Origin of the sequence: Actinomycetospora sp. NBRC 106378 (assembly GCF_030269685.1) — a bacterium.
In the GTDB taxonomy this organism is placed as follows: Bacteria; Actinomycetota; Actinomycetes; order Mycobacteriales; family Pseudonocardiaceae; genus Actinomycetospora.
The window spans coordinates 25,477-41,116 of sequence record NZ_BSTT01000019.1 but is presented as its reverse complement, the minus strand read 5'-3'; the positions used below and the strand labels follow the sequence as shown (position 1 = coordinate 41,116).

13 protein-coding genes are annotated in these 15,640 nt (G+C 73.4%); 11 read left to right on the top strand and 2 right to left on the bottom strand.

All coding sequences use genetic code 11. From position 1 onward, the window contains the following. Positions 1 to 358 precede the first annotated feature (358 nt). The 10 genes from QSK00_RS27540 (at position 359) to QSK00_RS27495 (ending at position 13,527) form a co-directional block, all read left to right on the top strand. Positions 359 to 2,434: an alpha-1,4-glucan--maltose-1-phosphate maltosyltransferase gene (locus QSK00_RS27540; protein ID WP_285596294.1), complete on the top strand. Its 2,076-nt coding sequence runs from the start codon at positions 359 to 361 to the stop codon at positions 2,432 to 2,434. A 126-nt stretch (positions 2,435 to 2,560) separates the two neighbouring features. Then, complete coding sequence (locus tag QSK00_RS27535) at positions 2,561 to 3,064, top strand: FxsA family protein (protein ID WP_285596188.1); 504 nt, start codon at positions 2,561 to 2,563, stop codon at positions 3,062 to 3,064. Positions 3,065 to 3,142: 78 nt separating this feature from the next. Further along, positions 3,143 to 4,915: a maltose alpha-D-glucosyltransferase gene (gene treS / locus QSK00_RS27530; protein WP_285596187.1), complete on the top strand. Its 1,773-nt coding sequence runs from the start codon at positions 3,143 to 3,145 to the stop codon at positions 4,913 to 4,915. Beyond that, on the top strand, positions 4,915 to 6,342 hold the full coding sequence (locus QSK00_RS27525; RefSeq protein WP_285596185.1) for a maltokinase N-terminal cap-like domain-containing protein: 1,428 nt from the start codon (positions 4,915 to 4,917) through the stop codon (positions 6,340 to 6,342). Before treS ends, QSK00_RS27525 begins: the two co-directional genes overlap by 1 nt. Positions 6,343 to 6,411: 69 nt before the next feature. Next, the gene (glgB, locus tag QSK00_RS27520; protein WP_285596183.1) at positions 6,412 to 8,676 is read left to right on the top strand and encodes a 1,4-alpha-glucan branching protein GlgB; all 2,265 of its coding nucleotides are present in this window, start codon (positions 6,412 to 6,414) and stop codon (positions 8,674 to 8,676) included. A 133-nt stretch (positions 8,677 to 8,809) separates the two neighbouring features. Continuing rightward, complete coding sequence (locus QSK00_RS27515; RefSeq protein ID WP_285596181.1) at positions 8,810 to 10,162, top strand: neutral zinc metallopeptidase; 1,353 nt, start codon at positions 8,810 to 8,812, stop codon at positions 10,160 to 10,162. A gap of 7 nt (positions 10,163 to 10,169) precedes the next feature. Beyond that, positions 10,170 to 10,850, top strand: coding sequence for a YoaK family protein (locus QSK00_RS27510; protein ID WP_285596180.1), 681 nt, complete (start codon positions 10,170 to 10,172; stop codon positions 10,848 to 10,850). A gap of 58 nt (positions 10,851 to 10,908) precedes the next feature. Continuing rightward, positions 10,909 to 11,400 (top strand): hypothetical protein, encoded by a 492-nt coding sequence (locus QSK00_RS27505; RefSeq protein WP_285596179.1) that lies wholly within the window; start codon positions 10,909 to 10,911, stop codon positions 11,398 to 11,400. 61 nt (positions 11,401 to 11,461) lie between these two features. Next, positions 11,462 to 12,325, top strand: a complete 864-nt coding sequence (locus QSK00_RS27500; RefSeq protein ID WP_285596178.1) for a DUF4097 family beta strand repeat-containing protein — start codon at positions 11,462 to 11,464, stop codon at positions 12,323 to 12,325. Continuing rightward, the gene (locus QSK00_RS27495; RefSeq protein WP_285596176.1) at positions 12,322 to 13,527 is read left to right on the top strand and encodes a cytochrome P450; all 1,206 of its coding nucleotides are present in this window, start codon (positions 12,322 to 12,324) and stop codon (positions 13,525 to 13,527) included. Before QSK00_RS27500 ends, QSK00_RS27495 begins: the two co-directional genes overlap by 4 nt. 27 nt (positions 13,528 to 13,554) lie before the next feature. On the opposite strand, the gene QSK00_RS27490 is transcribed toward QSK00_RS27495, so the two are convergent. Continuing rightward, on the bottom strand, positions 13,555 to 14,511 hold the full coding sequence (locus QSK00_RS27490; protein ID WP_285596291.1) for a tetratricopeptide repeat protein: 957 nt from the start codon (positions 14,509 to 14,511) through the stop codon (positions 13,555 to 13,557). Between the two features lie 58 nt (positions 14,512 to 14,569). After that, entirely contained in the window at positions 14,570 to 14,875 is a 306-nt protein-coding gene (locus tag QSK00_RS27485) for an MTH1187 family thiamine-binding protein (RefSeq protein ID WP_285596174.1), read from the bottom strand. 29 nt (positions 14,876 to 14,904) lie between these two features. Between QSK00_RS27485 and QSK00_RS27480 the strand changes: the two genes are divergently transcribed. Further along, a complete protein-coding gene (locus QSK00_RS27480) occupies positions 14,905 to 15,408 on the top strand; it encodes a MarR family winged helix-turn-helix transcriptional regulator (protein WP_285596172.1) in 504 nt (167 codons plus the stop codon). The last annotated feature ends 232 nt before the right edge of the window (positions 15,409 to 15,640 follow it).

Sequence of the window (15,640 nt, the reverse complement as noted above, 5' to 3'; positions counted from 1 at the left end):
CCTGCCCGACGTGACCCTCGCCGACGCCGCCGCGCCCGAGCCCACCGCGCCCCACGCCGAGGCGCACACCACGCAGGTTCCGAGCGCCTCCGACCTGCCTGACGCCACCGTCGCGAACGGCGCCGCACCCGCCGTCGGGAACGCCGCCGACGACCGGGAGGACACCCCCGCAGCCGAGGATCCCGAGGTCGCCGCGCCGACCGCGGCCGAGACCTCCGCCGCGGGACCGGTCGAGGCGCCGGAGCGCACCGTCGCCGAGGCCGTCGCGCAGGTCGAGCCCGACCCGGCGCCCACCCCCGCCCGCACCACCGGCACCGCCGACCTCGCCGCCGAGCGCGCCCGCCTCGCGCAGGGCCGGCTGGGGATCGACGAGGTCACCCCCGAGGTGTCGGGCGGACGGTTCCCGTCGAAGGCGGTCGTCGGGGAGGTCGTCCCCGTGACCGCGACGGTCTGGCGCGAGGGGCACGACGCCATCGCCGCCACCCTGGTCTGGCAGCGCTGCGCGGACGTCGACCACGCCGACGCGGAGGCGGTCGCGACCGCGCCCGTCGTCGGGCACGAGCGCAGCGTGCGGATGGTCAGCCTGGGCAAGGACACCGACCGGGCGGCGGCGAGCCTCGTCGCCGACGCGGAGGGGCTCTGGCGCTTCCGGGTCGACGCGTGGAGCGACCCGTGGGCCACGTGGCGGCACGCCGTCGAGGTGAAGGTCGCCGCCGGTCAGGGGCCGGGCGAGCTCGCCAACGACCTCGAGAGCGGGGCCCGGCTGCTCGAGCGCGGCGCCGCGCAGATCGAGGACCGCTCCTCGGCCGACGAGGTCGCCCACCAGCCCGCGGGCGAGGCGACGACGCCGCTGGAGATGCCGCCGTCGTTCACGTTCGCGACCCGGCTGCGGGAGGCCGCGGCGTCCCTGCGCGACACCGACAAGCCGCTCGTGGAGCGGCTGGCACGGGCGCTCTCCGAGCCCGTCGCGCAGACGATGACCGAGCGCCCCGTGCGGGAGCTGATCACGCGCGGCGCCGACCACCACGTGCTCGTCGAGCGCCCGCGGGCCCTCGACGGCACCTGGTACGAGTTCTTCCCGCGCTCCACCGGCGGCTGGGACGCCGACGGCAGGCCGGTGCACGGCACGTTCCACACCGCGCAGCGCGAGCTCGAGCGGGCCGCCGCGATGGGCTTCGACGTGGTCTACCTGCCGCCGATCCACCCGATCGGCACGGTGAACCGCAAGGGCCCGAACAACACGCTGACCCCGGGTCCGGAGGACGTCGGGTCGCCGTGGGCGATCGGGTCGGCCGACGGCGGGCACGACGCCGTGCACCCGCAGCTCGGGACGATCGACGACTTCGACGCGTTCGTGGCGCGGGCGAAGGAGCTCGACCTGGAGGTCGCGCTCGACTTCGCGCTGCAGTGCGCGCCCGACCACCCCTGGGCCGCGACGCACCCGGAGTGGTTCACGGTGCGCCCCGACGGGACCATCGCCTACGCCGAGAACCCGCCGAAGAAGTACCAGGACATCTACCCGGTCAACTTCGACACCGACCCGGCCGGCATCTACGCCGAGTCGCTGCGGGTGGTCCTGTACTGGCTCTCCCACGGCGTGCGCGTGTTCCGCGTGGACAACCCGCACACGAAGCCGGCTGACTTCTGGTCCTGGCTGATCGCCAAGGTCCACGAGGTCGACCCGGGCGTGGTGTTCCTCGCCGAGGCGTTCACGCGCCCCGCGCGCCTGTTCGGGCTCGCGAAGGCCGGGTTCAGCCAGTCCTACACGTACTTCACGTGGCGGACCGGCCGCGACGAGCTGCGCGAGTTCTTCGAGATGCACCGCGACCGCATCGACGAGGCCCGCCCGAACTGCTTCGTCAACACCCCGGACATCCTCCACGAGTCGCTGCAGACCGGCGGGCCCGGCATGTTCGCGATCCGGGCGACGCTGGCCGCGATGCTGGCGCCGTCGTGGGGCGTGTACGCGGGCTTCGAGCTGTTCGAGTGGCAGCCGGTGCGCTCCGGCAGCGAGGAGTACCTGGACTCGGAGAAGTACCAGCTCCGGCCCCGGGACTTCGACCGCGCGCTCGCCGAGGGCCGCAGCCTGCAGCCCTGGATCACCCGCCTCAACGAGATCCGCCGCGCCCACCCGGCCGTGCGCCAGCTCCGGACGCTGCGGTTCCACGACACCGACAACGAGGCGCTGCTCGCCTGGTCGAAGACCGACCCGATCACCGGCGACACCGTGCTCGGCGTGGTGAACCTCAACCCCTTCGGCGCCGAGGAGGGCACGGTGCACCTCGACATGGCGGCGCTGGGCCTGGACCCGTTCGCCCGCTTCGGGGCGTTCGACGAGGTCAGCGGGCAGGTGTTCGACTGGGGCCAGGCGAACTTCGTCCGCCTCGAGCCGTGGCGCGACGTGGCGCACCTCGTGTCGGTGCAGAAGCGGTAGCCGGTCCGAGCTGAACGAACGGCACTCTCGCGCACATCGATGCTGCGAGAGTGCCGTTCGTGCGTTCGGGGGGCCTTCCCGACGCCGGGTCCGGGCACTTTCCGGGCGCCCCGCGCGTTGGACCGGGTGAGTTCGACCCTGGAGGTTGCCGTGCCGCTCCTGCTCGCGTTCCTGGCCTACGTGGCCCTGGAGATCTGGGTCCTGGTCCTGGTGGGCCAGGCGATCGGGTTCCTCGGGCTCCTGGGACTGCTGATCCTGTCGGCCGTGGTCGGCGCCTGGGCCCTGAAGCGCGAGGGCCGGCGCTCGGTCACCGCGCTCGGACGCGCGGTGCAGAACCGTCGTCCGGCCGAGGCCGAGGTGGCCGACGGGATGTACGTCGCGCTCGCGGGTGTCCTGCTGGTGATCCCGGGCATGCTGTCGACCGTTGCGGCGCTGGTGCTGCTGGTCCCGCCGGTGCGCCGCGCCCTCGCCCGCCGGGCCGCGGCCCGCGCGGTCCGGGCCGGGAGCGCCCGGATGGCCCCGTCCGTCGTCGTGATCGGGGGCGGTGCACCCACCGGTCGACCGAACCCGGAGCAGGGCGCGCCGATGATCATCGAGGGCGCGCCGGCCGACACGGACCGTGACCGCTGAGCGGCGAACCCGACACCGCGGACACGAACGGCCTCCGGTGCGGCGGGCGGGCGGGTCCGACCACTACCGTGGCGCGCGATGAACGACGGGACCCCCACCGCGCCCACCAGCACCCACGTCGCCGAACCGGGACACGAGGTCGTCGAACCGAGTGCGGAGGACTTCCGTCGCGCCCGCCAGCTCCCGGTCGAGGACGACTGGTACAAGCGGGCCGTCTTCTACGAGGTCCTGGTCCGGGCGTTCGCCGACTCGAACCGTGACGGCTTCGGCGACCTGCGGGGGCTGACCGACAAGCTGGACTACCTCGCGTGGCTCGGCGTCGACTGCCTGTGGCTGCCGCCGTTCTACGACTCCCCGCTGCGCGACGGCGGGTACGACATCCGGGACTACCGGAAGGTGCTGCCGGAGTTCGGCACCGTCGAGGACTTCGTCGAGTTCGTCGACCAGGCCCACGCCCGCGGCATCCGGGTCATCACCGACCTGGTCATGAACCACACCTCCGACCAGCACGTGTGGTTCCAGGAGTCGCGCCGCGACCCCGAGGGCCCGTTCGGCGACTTCTACGTCTGGTCCGACGACGACACCCGCTACCCCGACGCGCGGATCATCTTCGTCGACACCGAGGCCTCGAACTGGACCTACGACTACGTGCGCGGCCAGTTCTTCTGGCACCGCTTCTTCTCCCACCAGCCGGACCTGAACTTCGACAACCCGGCCGTGTGCGAGGCGATGATCGACGCGCTGCGGTTCTGGCTCGACCTCGGCATCGACGGGTTCCGGCTCGACGCCGTGCCGTACCTCTTCGAGCGCGACGGCACGAACGGCGAGAACCTCCCGGAGACCCACCAGTTCCTCAAGCGGTGCCGCAAGGTCATCGACGACGAGTACCCGGGCCGCATCCTGCTCGCCGAGGCCAACCAGTGGCCCGCCGACGTCGTGGAGTACTTCGGCGACCCGGAGGCCGGCGGCGACGAGTGCCACATGGCGTTCCACTTCCCGCTGATGCCGCGCATCTTCATGGCGGTCCGGCGCGAGTCGCGGTTCCCGATCTCGGAGATCCTCGCCCAGACCCCGGAGATTCCGCACAACGCGCAGTGGGGCATCTTCCTGCGCAACCACGACGAGCTGACCCTCGAGATGGTCACCGACGACGAGCGCGACTACATGTACGCGGAGTACGCCAAGGACCCGCGGATGAAGGCCAACATCGGTATCCGCCGCCGGCTGGCCCCGCTGCTCGACAACGACCGCAACCAGCTCGAGCTGTTCACCGCGTTGCTGCTCTCCCTCCCGGGTAGCCCCGTCATCTACTACGGCGACGAGATCGGGATGGGCGACAACATCTGGCTGGGTGACCGCGACGGCGTGCGCAGCCCCATGCAGTGGACGCCGGACCGCAACGCGGGCTTCTCGGCGTGCGATCCGGGCCGGCTCAACCTGCCGATCGTCATGGACCCCGTCTACGGCTACCAGGCCGTCAACGTCGAGGCCCAGTCGAACTCCAGCGCGAGCCTGCTGCACTGGAACCGGCGCATGATCGAGATCCGCCGCCAGCACCCGGCGTTCGGGCTCGGGGACTTCCACGAGCTCGGCGGCTCGAACTCCTCGGTCCTGAGCTACGTCCGGCAGACCGTCGACGCCGACGGACACCGCGACGTCGTGCTCTGCGTCAACAACATGTCCCGATTCCCGCAACCCGTGGAGCTCGACTTGATCGCCTGGAAGGACTGGACGCTCACCGAGCTGACCGGAGGCGTCCCCTTCCCGGCGATCGGCGAGTTGCCCTATCTGCTGACGTTGCCGGGCCACGGCTTCTACTGGTTCTCGATCCAGCCCGGGCAGGAGCGGTGATGAGTGCTCCGACCCTCGACGCCCTGCTCCCCGCCCTCATCGAGTGGCTGCCCGGCCAGCGCTGGTTCGCCGCCAAGGACCGCACGGTGTCCGAGGTGCGCCTGATCGGCCAGCAGGAGATCACGCCCGCCGACGCCGTCCCGGCCGTCGCGCACGCGGTCATCGCCGTGTCGTTCACCGACGACGGCCCCGACGACCGTTTCCAGCTGCTGCTCGGCTCGCGTCCCGAGGTGTCCGGCGACCTCGAGCACGCCGTGATCGGCCGGGTCGCCGACCGGGTGGTCTACGACGGCCTCGCCGACGGCGAGATCAGCCGCCTGCTGCTCTCGCTCATCGTGTCCGACACGACGGTCGGATCGCTGCGCTTCGTGCCCGAGCCCGCCACCGAGGCCCCCATCGTCGGCCCTGGCCGACCGCTGCTCGGCGAGCAGTCGAACTCGTCGGTGATCTACGGCGAGCGCGCCATCATGAAGCTCTTCCGGCGCGCGACGCCGGGCCTCAACCCCGACCTGGAGCTGCACCGGGCGCTGCGCCGGGAGAACTCCGGCGAGGTCGCGCCGCTGCTCGGGGCGATCGAGGGGGAGATTCCCGGTGACGATCCGGACGGCGGCGTCCGACCCATGACCGTCGCCATGCTCCAGGACTACGCGGCGAACTCCGCGGACGGCTGGTCGATGGCGCTGACCAGCGTGCGGGACCTGCTCGCCGAGGGCGACCTGCGCCCCGACGAGGTCGGCGGCGACTTCGCGGGTGAGGCGCACCGGCTCGGCAGGACCATCGCGAGCGTGCACATCGAGCTCGCGCGGGCGCTGGGCAGCGAGCGGCTCGGCGCCGACGGCGTGGCCGCGATCGCCGACTGGATGCTCGAGCGCCTCGACCTGGCCGCGGGCGCCGTCGACGCGGTGGCGGCCCGGCGCGAGGACATCGCCCGCGTGCTGACCGGGGTGCGGGCCGCCGACGACGGCCTCCTGGTCCAGCGGGTCCACGGGGACCTGCACCTGGGGCAGACGCTGCGCACGCCGCGCGGCTGGCTCGCGATCGACTTCGAGGGCGAGCCGTCGCGTCCCCTGGACGACCGCGTCCGCCCCGACTCCCCGCTGCGCGACGTCGCCGCGATGCTCCGCTCGTTCGACTACGCGGCGTTCCACCAGCTCGCCGAGTGGGAGACCGGCAACGAGGCGCCCGCCTACCTGCAGCGCCGCGCCCAGGAGTGGGCCGACCGCAACCGGTCCGCGTTCTGCGACGGCTACGCCGCGATCGCCGGCACCGACCCGCGCGACCAGATGGCCGTGCTGCGGGCCTACGAGCTCGACAAGGCCGTCTACGAGGTGCTCTACGAGACCCGGAACCGGCCGAACTGGCTGACGATCCCGCTGCGCTCGATGGTCCGGCTGATCGACGACCCGGACGATGCACGGGACGCCTGACCCGGTTCCCGCGTCCGCCGTCCGGGTAGGAGACCCGGACCCGACCCGATCCCGGAGTGCGCACCACCGATGACCCGCCCCACCCCGACGTCCGGGCCGATGCCCGTCGCCCCCGGTGAGCTCGACCTGCACCTGCTCGTCGAGGGCTCCCACCGCGACCCGCACAGCGTGCTCGGCCCGCACCGTCGTCCGCAGAACCCCGGCACCGTCGTCGTGCGCACGCTGGCGCCGGGCGCCGACGAGGTCGACGTCGTCGTCGAGCAGGGCCCGACCGCGGGCCGCTACCGGCTGGCGCCCGTCGACTCGTCCGGGCTGTTCGCGGGCGCCGTCCCCGGGCCGCTGCCGCAGTACCGGCTCGCGGTGCGGACCACGGACGAGTCCGGCGGCGACGCGCACGGTGACGCCGTCGAGCGCATCGTCGACGACCCGTACCGCTTCTCCCCCGTGCTCGGCCCGGTCGACCTGCACCTGATCGGCGAGGGCCGCCACGAGCGGCTCTGGGAGGCCCTCGGGGCGCACTTCCGCCGCTGGCCGACGCCCGCCGGGCCGGTCGAGGGCACGTCGTTCACGGTGTGGGCGCCCAACGCCCGCGGGGTGCGCGTCGTCGGCGACTGGGACCCCGAGCACGGCAGCTGGGACGGCGTGGCCACCCCGATGCGCGCGCTCGGCTCCGGCGTGTGGGAGCTCTTCCTGCCCGGCGTCGGCCTCGGCACCCGCTACGGCTTCCGCATCCTCACCCAGCAGAACGTCTGGCTGGACAAGGCCGACCCGATGGCGTTCGCGGCCGACCTGCCGCCGACGCCGGCGTCGGTGGTCACCGCCTCGACCCACCGATGGGACGACGAGGCCTGGATGACCCGTCGTCGGGAAGCGTCCCCGCACGCCGAGCCGATGAGCGTCTACGAGCTCCACGCCGGCTCGTGGAAGCAGGGCCTGACCTACGCCGAGCTGGCCGACGAGCTGGTCGACTACCTCACCGGGCGGGGCTTCACCCACGTCGAGCTGCTGCCCGTGGCCGAGCACCCGTTCGGCGGGTCGTGGGGCTACCAGGTCTCGTCGTACTACGCGCCGTCGAGCCGCTTCGGCACGCCCGACGACTTCCGGGCCTTCGTCGACACGATGCACCGCGCCGGCATCGGCGTGATCGTCGACTGGGTGCCCGCGCACTTCCCGCGCGACGAGTGGGCGCTGGCCCGCTTCGACGGCACGCCCTGCTACGAGCACGGCGACCCGCGCCGCGGCGAGCAGCTCGACTGGGGCACGCTGGTCTTCGACTTCGGGCGCTCCCAGGTCCGCAACTTCCTCGTCGCGAACGCCCTCTACTGGCTCGAGGAGTTCCACGTCGACGGCCTGCGCGTGGACGCGGTCGCCTCGATGCTCTACCTGGACTACTCGCGCTCCGAGTGGGTGCCCAACAAGTACGGCGGCCGCGAGAACCTCGAGGCGGTGTCGTTCCTCCAGGAGTTCAACGCGACCGTCTACAAGCACCACCCCGGCGTCGTGACGATCGCCGAGGAGTCCACCGCCTGGCCCGGCGTCACCCGCCCGACCCACCTCGGCGGCCTCGGGTTCGGCATGAAGTGGAACATGGGCTGGATGCACGACACGCTCGACTACGTCATGCGTGACCCGGTGCACCGCGGCTACCACCACAACCAGATGACGTTCTCGCTGACCTACGCCTGGTCGGAGAACTACGTGCTGCCGTTCAGCCACGACGAGGTGGTGCACGGCAAGGGCTCGCTGTGGACCCGCATGCCCGACATGGGCCGCGGCGACCACGGCAAGGCCGCCGGACTGCGCGCCCTGCTGGCGTACATGTGGGCCCACCCCGGCAAGCAGCTGCTGTTCATGGGCCAGGAGTTCGGGCAGGTCCGGGAGTGGTCCGAGGAACGCTCGCTGGACTGGGAGCTGTTCGACGACCCGCTGCACGCCGGGGTCGCGCGTCTGGTCTCCGACCTCAACGCCGCCTACCGGGCCCACTCTGCACTGTTCGTGGCCGACACCGACCCGCGCGGCTTCTCGTGGATCGACGCCAACGACGCGGGCGGCAACGTCTTCTCCTTCGTCCGTCACGACCCGACGGGCGGCCCGGACGTGGTGTGCGTGGCGAACTTCTCGGGGATCGTGCACGACCGCTACCGGATCGGGATGCCGCAGGCGGGCCGCTGGCGCGAGGTGATCAACACCGACGCGGACCTCTACGGCGGCGACGGGGCCGGGAACTTCGGCACGGTGTTCGCGGCCTCGGTGCCGCAGCACGGCCGCCCCGCGTCGGCCGAGATGACGCTGCCCGCCTCCGGGATGTTGTGGTTGGTGCACGAGGGTTCGTAGGCCCCCGTCGTGGCAGGAACGCGTCGTTGCTGTCGTCCGGTGGCAGCAACGACGCTTTCCTGCCCCCGGCCCGGGGACGCGAATCGCCCGGATCCGCCCCCACGCACGGCCCGGCTGCCGCACACTGATCGTCGTGCGGATCCGGGTCGTGCTCGCGGTGGCGGCGCTGGTCGCGGTGCTGGTCACGGCCGGGTGCGCCTCGGCGGTCGACGGTCGGCCGTTCGCCGGCCCGCAGGTCACCGCGGGGCTCGACCCGCAGTTCGTCCGGGACAACGACGGCTCGGACGACGACCGGCTGGCCGCCGCCACCCTGCGCGACCTCGAGGGCTGGTGGGGCTCTCAGTTCCCCCGCCTGGCGGACGGGCAGCCGTTCGTGCCGCCGAAGGGCTACTTCTCGGTCGACTCGTCCCGTCCCGGCCCCGCGCCGCCGTGCACCGAGTCCACCGACGAGGTCGAGGGCAACGCCTTCTACTGCCCGCGCGCCGACGTGATCGCCTACGACCGGGCGGCCCTGATCCCGGTGCTGCGCGAGGAGTTCGGCGACTCGGCGGTCGTCGTCGTCCTCGCCCACGAGTTCGGCCATGCGATCCAGGAACGGCTCGCCGACGTGGTTCCGAGCAGCGCCAGCCTCGGCTCCGGCGCGCCGACGATCCTGTCCGAGGGGCAGGCCGACTGCTACGCGGGCTCCTTCCTGCGCGCGGTCCACGACGGCGAGACCCCCGACCTGCGGACCGGCGACGCCGGCATCGACGCCGCGATGAGCGCGCTGATCACCTTCCGCGACCCGGTCGGGACCGACGCCCGGGACGACCGGGCGCACGGCAACGCGTTCGACCGCGTGTCGTCGTTCCAGGACGGCTACGCCGGCGGCGTGGGGTCCTGTGCGCAGATGACCCTGCAGAACCGCGCGTTCACCCAGCAGGCCTTCGCCACGCTCTCCGACGCGCAGAGCGGCGGGAACCTGCCGCTGCCCGACCTGCTGCGCGCGATGGGCACCGACCTCGACCGCTTCTTCGGCGGGCTGGTGCGAGCACAGGGCGGACAGTGGACGACCCCGACGATCCGCGAGGGCCGCGACGGGTGCGGGCAGGGCGCGGTCGGGCTGTGTGACCGTGGGGTCATCCAGACCGACGCCGACCTCGAGGGCATCCACGACGATCTCGGCGACTACGCCAGCGGCACCCTGCTCGCCTCGCGCTACGCCCTCGCCGCGCTCGCCGCCCTGGACCGCCCGACGGCGGGCCCTGCCGCCGGGCGGGCCGCGCTCTGCCTGGCCGGGGCGTACACCGCCGACGTGGGCGCGCCGGGCTCGGACTTCAGCCTCTCCCCCGGCGACCTCGACGAGGCCGTCACCGTGCTGCGCCGCAGCGACGACGCCGCGACCGCCACCGACGGCGCGGTCGCCGACGCCACCGCCTACGCGCGCATCGCCGACTTCCGGGCGGGGGTCGACGGCGGCGCGGACCGCTGCCTCGCCCTACGCTGACCCGCCGATGGCCACGATCCGCCACCACCCCGAGGCGGTCGGGGTGGGCTTCCTGCTCAGCGCGGTCGGCGGCTACCTCGACGCGTACACCTACGTCGGGTACGGCGGGGTGTTCGCGAACGCGCAGACCGGCAACGTCGTGCTGCTCGCGATCGGGCTGGTCCGGGGCGAGTTCGCCGAGGCGCTGCGCCACGTGCCGCCGCTGCTGTCGTTCCTGGTCGGGCTCGCCGTCGCCGAGTCGCTGGCCCGCCCGTGGGCGCGCCGGACCCTGCGGCGGCCGGCCCGGGTGGTGCTCGGCGCCGAGGCGCTCGTGCTGACGGTCGTCGCGGCGATCGCGCTGCCCGGCACCGTCGTCACGGTGGCGGTCGCCTTCGTCGCGGCCCTGCAGGTGTCCACCTTCAAGAAGGTCGGCGACGTCCCCTACAACGCCACCGTGACCACCGGCAACCTGCGCAGCCTCGTCGCCGAGCTCGCCAACTGGTGGGCCGACCGCGCCCCCGGGGCCCGCCGCCGCTTCGGCGTCCTCGGCGGCATCGTGGGCTCGTTCGCCGCCGGGGCCGCGGTCGGCGCCGCGTTCACCCTGACGACGGGTCGCCTGGCCGGGTTCCTCCCGGCGGTCGCGGCGCTGGTGGCGCTGGCCGCGATCGCCGTGGAGACCCGTCGTCGGGAAGCGTCCACCGACACCTGAGCGCCAGAATGGCGCCACAGCCCTTGTCAGTGGCGCCATCGCGCGCCATAGTTGGCACATGGAGTTGGACGGGTACGTCGAGCGGCTTCGCGCCGAGTTCGCGGCCATCAGCGAGGTGGCCGGGCCCGAGGTGCGCGAGGTCGCGGAGCGGTTGATCGCGCCGCTCGACGCGGCGGTCCGCCTCGTGCTGCTGGAGGCCCTGGCGGCCGCCGCCGAGGAGATCACCCTCGACCTCGCCCCGGGCTCGGTGCACCTGCGGCTGCGCGAGCCCTCGCCTGACTTCGTGGTCACCCCGGCACCCGCCGCGGAACCCGCGACGGGGCCGGCGGCCGCGTCGCCCCACCCCGCACCGCCCGCCGACGTCGAGGGCGGACCCGTCGCGCGGATCAACTTTCGCCCGCCCGAAGCCCTCAAGAACCGCATCGAGGAGGCCGCCGACCGCCAGGGCCTCAGCGTCAACACCTGGCTGACCCGGACGGCGACCGCCGCCCTCGACGCACCCGGCACCACCCGCAACCCGACCTCGGGCCGCGTCGGCTGGTTCGGCTGACCGGACTCCTCACCCGTCCCACCCCCACTCACGGCACCCCGTGCCGAGGAGGCGATGTCCCATGCCCACGTTCGACACCCCCGGACCCGTCGCGGCCACCGTGACCCTGCCGATCGGCGAGCTGCGCGTCGTGGCGAGCGACCGCACCGACACCACGGTCGAGGTCCGCAGTACCGAGGCCGACCGCGCGCAGGCCGACGCGGTCCGCGTCGACCTCGTCGACCGGGACCTGCGCGTCACCGGCCGCCCGCTGGGGCTCCTGGCGAAACTGACGCCGGGGACCCCGGGCCGCTCGATCGAGGTGGTGATCGGCCTGCCGTCCGGATCGGCCCTCACCGCGACGACGCACTACGGCGCCGTCACCGCCTCCGGACGGCTCGGCACCTGTGCGGTCACGGCCCGGTATGGCGACGTGCTGCTCGAGGACACCGCGGACACCACGGTCACGGTCGGGTACGGCCAGGCCCGCGTGGCCGCCGTCGACGGCGACGCGGCGATGACCACCGACTACGGCGCGGTGCAGGTCGGGCGGATCGCCGGCACGGCCAGTCTGCGCAGTCGGCACGGCAGCATCCGGGTCGACGAGATCGTCGGGGACGCGGATCTGACCGGCACCTACGAGCCGATCGACGTCGACACCGCGCAGGGCGACGTCCGGGTGCGCACCACCCACGGGGCCGTCCGACTCGGCAGCGTGGCCCGGGGCGAGGTGACGCTGTCGAGCACCCACGGGCGCCTCGAGGTCGGCATCGCCGCGGACAGCGCGGCATGGCTCGACGTCGACACAGCCGGACGCATCAGCAACGATCTCACGCCGCGTGACGACCCCGACGGCTTCGCCGAGACCGTCTCCGTCCACGCCCGGTCCCAGGACGGCGCCATCGTCCTGCGTCGGGTCGGACCTTCCCAGGGGAGCACCTCATGACCTCGACCGTCCTCCACGGCCTGCCCACGGCCCGCGACGCCGGGCCGTTCGACCCGCCGCAAGCGATCACCCGAGCGCGCGAGACCGCTCCGGTGGCCCCGGTCCGCTGTCCCGACGGCCACACGAGCTGGCTCGTCACCGGCTACGACGAGGTCCGCCGGGTCCTCGCCGACGTCCGCTTCAGCTCCCGGCTGGACCTGGGCGTGCTCCACGTCCCGTACGAGACGCCGGGCATGCCCGCTCCCACCGAACCGTCCCCGACCGTCCCGGGCCTGTTCATCGCCATGGACCCACCGGAGCAGTCCCGCCTGCGCCGGAAGCTCGCGGGCGCCTTCACCGTGCGTCGGATGGCTCAGCTCGAGGACGCCGTCGCCGCCGTGGTGGAGCACCAGCTCGACGAGATGGAGCGCCGCACGCCACCGGTGGACCTGGTGGAGACGTTCGCCGTGCCCGTGCCCACCCTGGTGATCTGCGACCTGCTCGGCGTGCCCGCCGCCGACCGGGACGACTTCCGGGCACACGCCGCCCGGTTCCTGCTCCGCGACATCACGCTCGAGGACAAGGCCGCCGCGTTCGGCGCCATGACCACCTACCTCGGGCAGCTGGTCACGAGCAAGCGCGCGGATCCGGGCGACGACGTCCTGTCCGACCTCGCACGACACGACGACCTCACGCTCGAGGAACTGACCGGGTGCGCCTTCCTGCTCCTGCTCGCGGGCCACGAGACCAGCGCCAACCTGCTGGCCCTCGGCACCTTCGCCCTCCTCGAGCACCCCGACCAGGCCGACGCGCTCCGCGCCGACCCGGGCCTCGTCCCGAACGCGGTGGACGACCTGCTGCGCCACCTCTCCGTGGTCGACATCCTCTACCGCTACGCCACCGAGGACCTCGAGCTCGGCGGGGAGACCATCCCGGCCGGATCGACCGTGGTGCTCTCCCTCCTCGCGGCCAACCGCGACCCGCGGCACGTCGACGACCCCGACGTGCTCGACCTGCACCGCACCACCCGCGGATCGCTGTCCTTCGGCCACGGGGTGCACCAGTGCCTGGGGCACCAGCTGGCCCGCATCGAGCTCCAGGCCGGGTTCGCAGGGCTGCTCCGACGGTTTCCGACGCTCCGGCTCGCGGTCGACGCCGCCGAGGTACCCCTGCGCACCGACATGCAGATCTACGGCGTTCACGAGCTGCCGGTCGCCTGGTAGGCGACCGACCCGTCGTCGGGAAGCGAGCTAGTAGAGCGCGCGGGCGAGGGCGCGGCGGGCGGTGGTGACCCGCGGGTCGTCCGGCGCGAACAGCTCGAACAGCGACACGAGGTGCTCGCGGGCCGCGTCGCGGTCCTCGGCGGCCGTGCGCTGCACGGTCTTCACGAGCCGGTCGAACGCGGCCTCGACCTGACCGCCCGCGAGCTCGGCGTCGGCGGCGGCCTTCTGCGCGGCGACGTCGTCGGGGCTGGCGTCGGCGGCCGCGATCGCGGACGGGTCGGCGGACTCGGCGCGCGCCATGAACCGCACCTGCGACAGCGCGGCCTGCGCCTCGGCGTTCGCGGGCTCGACGGCGAGGATCTGCTCGTAGGCGGCGATGGCCGCGTCGTAGTCGCCCTGCTCCAGGGCGTCCTCGGCGGCCGTGAAGCGCGGGTCCTCCGGCTCGGGCACGGGCTCGGCGGAGCCCTGCGCCGGGCCCCGGGCCTCGGCCTCCGCGATCGCGGGCATGCGGTCGCGCAGCGCGTCGAGGATCTGGGCGATCCACCCGCGCAGCTGGTCCTCCGGCTGCACCCCGGAGAACGACGTGACCGGCTGCTGGGCGACCACGACGTACACCGTCGGGATCGACTGCACCTGGAACATCTGCGCGATGCGCGGGTTCGCGTCGACGTCGACCTTGGCGAGGATCCAGGAGCCGTTGCCCTCGGCGGCGAGCTTCTCCAGCGTCGGGGAGAGCTGCTTGCAGGGCTGGCACCACTCGGCCCAGAGGTCCACGACGACGGGGATCGTCAGCGAGCGCTCGAGGACCTCGGTCTGGAAGGTGTCCTCGGTGACGTCGATGACGAAGGAGCCGGCGTCCGGGGCGGGCGCCGCACCGCTCGCGTCGTCGCCCGGGGGCTGCGCGGGCGCGGCCGGGCGGGCCTGCTGCGTCGAGCGCTGCTCGGCGCGGGCCTTCAGCCCGGACAGGTCGACGGCCCCGGCCATGGCCGAGGACAGGGCTGCCGCCTGCGCGGCCTGACGGGGATCGGGGCGTGCCACGACGTCAATCCTGCCAGCTCGACAGATGCTCCTCGACCCGCGCCACCTTCGCGTCCATCTGGCCGGTCCAGCCGGGCCGGATGTCGGCCTTGAGCACGAGCGAGACGCGGCTGCCGTAGCGGCCGGCGGCCTCGGTCGCCCGCTTGACCACGTCCATCACCTCGTCCCACTCGCCCTCGATCGAGGTGAACATCGACGAGGTCTCGTGCGGCAGGCCGGACTCGCGCACCACCCGCACGGCCGCCGCCACGGCCTCGCTCACCGAATCGGACTCCCCGCCGCTCGGGGCCACGCTGAAAGCAACGATCACGGCTCCATCATGCTGCTAGATTCCCGCCGATGTCCGCGTCCGACCCGTTGCCGTTCGACCCCATCGAGCGGGCCGCCGGGATCTGGTCGGCGAAGATCGGCGACGCCACCACGATGGCCGCCACCACGAGCGTCTTCCGCGTGCAGCAGATCCTGCAGCAGGCCGTGGACGCCGCGCTGCGCGCGCACGAGCTGACGTTCGCCCGCTACGAGGCGCTCGTGCTGCTGACCTTCTCCCGGCACGGCGCGCTCCCGATGAACCTCATGGGCCAGCGGCTGCAGCTGCACCCCACGTCGGTCACGAACATCGTCGACCGGCTCGAGGGCGCCGCGCTGGTGCGGCGCACCCCGCACCCGACCGACAAGCGCACCACCCTGGTCGAGATCACCGACGCCGGTCGCCGCCGCTGCGAGGAGGCGACGGCGGCCGTGACCGCGGTCGACTTCGGGCTGGTCGGCCTGGCCCCGGAGGAGGCCCGCACGCTGTTCGGGCTCCTCGCGCAGGTCCGGCACGCCGCCGGCGACTTCGCCTGAGGCCCTTCCCGACGACGGGTCGCCCGGCCTGCACCTCCCGCCCCGCCTCGGCGTGGGCCCCCGCCGCCTCGCCCGGCCTCGCCGCCGCCTTGTCGTGGGCTCCCACCGCCTCCCCACTGCCTTGCCCGGCCTCGCCCCGCCTTGTCGTGGGCTCCCGCCGCCGCCCGGCCTCGCCCCGCCTTGTCGTGGGCTCCCACCGCCGCCCCACTGCCTTGTCGTTCTGATTCACAAC

Excerpts from the sequence above, each read along its gene's own strand:
- treS (WP_285596187.1), top strand. The coding sequence starts at position 3,143 with ATGAACGACGGGACCCCCACCGCGCCCACCAGCACCCACGTCGCCGAA.
- QSK00_RS27525 (WP_285596185.1), top strand. The coding sequence starts at position 4,915 with ATGAGTGCTCCGACCCTCGACGCCCTGCTCCCCGCCCTCATCGAGTGG.
- glgB (WP_285596183.1), top strand. The coding sequence starts at position 6,412 with ATGACCCGCCCCACCCCGACGTCCGGGCCGATGCCCGTCGCCCCCGGT.
- QSK00_RS27510 (WP_285596180.1), top strand. The coding sequence starts at position 10,170 with ATGGCCACGATCCGCCACCACCCCGAGGCGGTCGGGGTGGGCTTCCTG.
- QSK00_RS27505 (WP_285596179.1), top strand. The coding sequence starts at position 10,909 with ATGGAGTTGGACGGGTACGTCGAGCGGCTTCGCGCCGAGTTCGCGGCC.
- QSK00_RS27500 (WP_285596178.1), top strand. The coding sequence starts at position 11,462 with ATGCCCACGTTCGACACCCCCGGACCCGTCGCGGCCACCGTGACCCTG.
- QSK00_RS27495 (WP_285596176.1), top strand. The coding sequence starts at position 12,322 with ATGACCTCGACCGTCCTCCACGGCCTGCCCACGGCCCGCGACGCCGGG.
- QSK00_RS27490 (WP_285596291.1), bottom strand. The coding sequence starts at position 14,511 with ATGGCCGGGGCCGTCGACCTGTCCGGGCTGAAGGCCCGCGCCGAGCAG.
- QSK00_RS27480 (WP_285596172.1), top strand. The coding sequence starts at position 14,905 with ATGTCCGCGTCCGACCCGTTGCCGTTCGACCCCATCGAGCGGGCCGCC.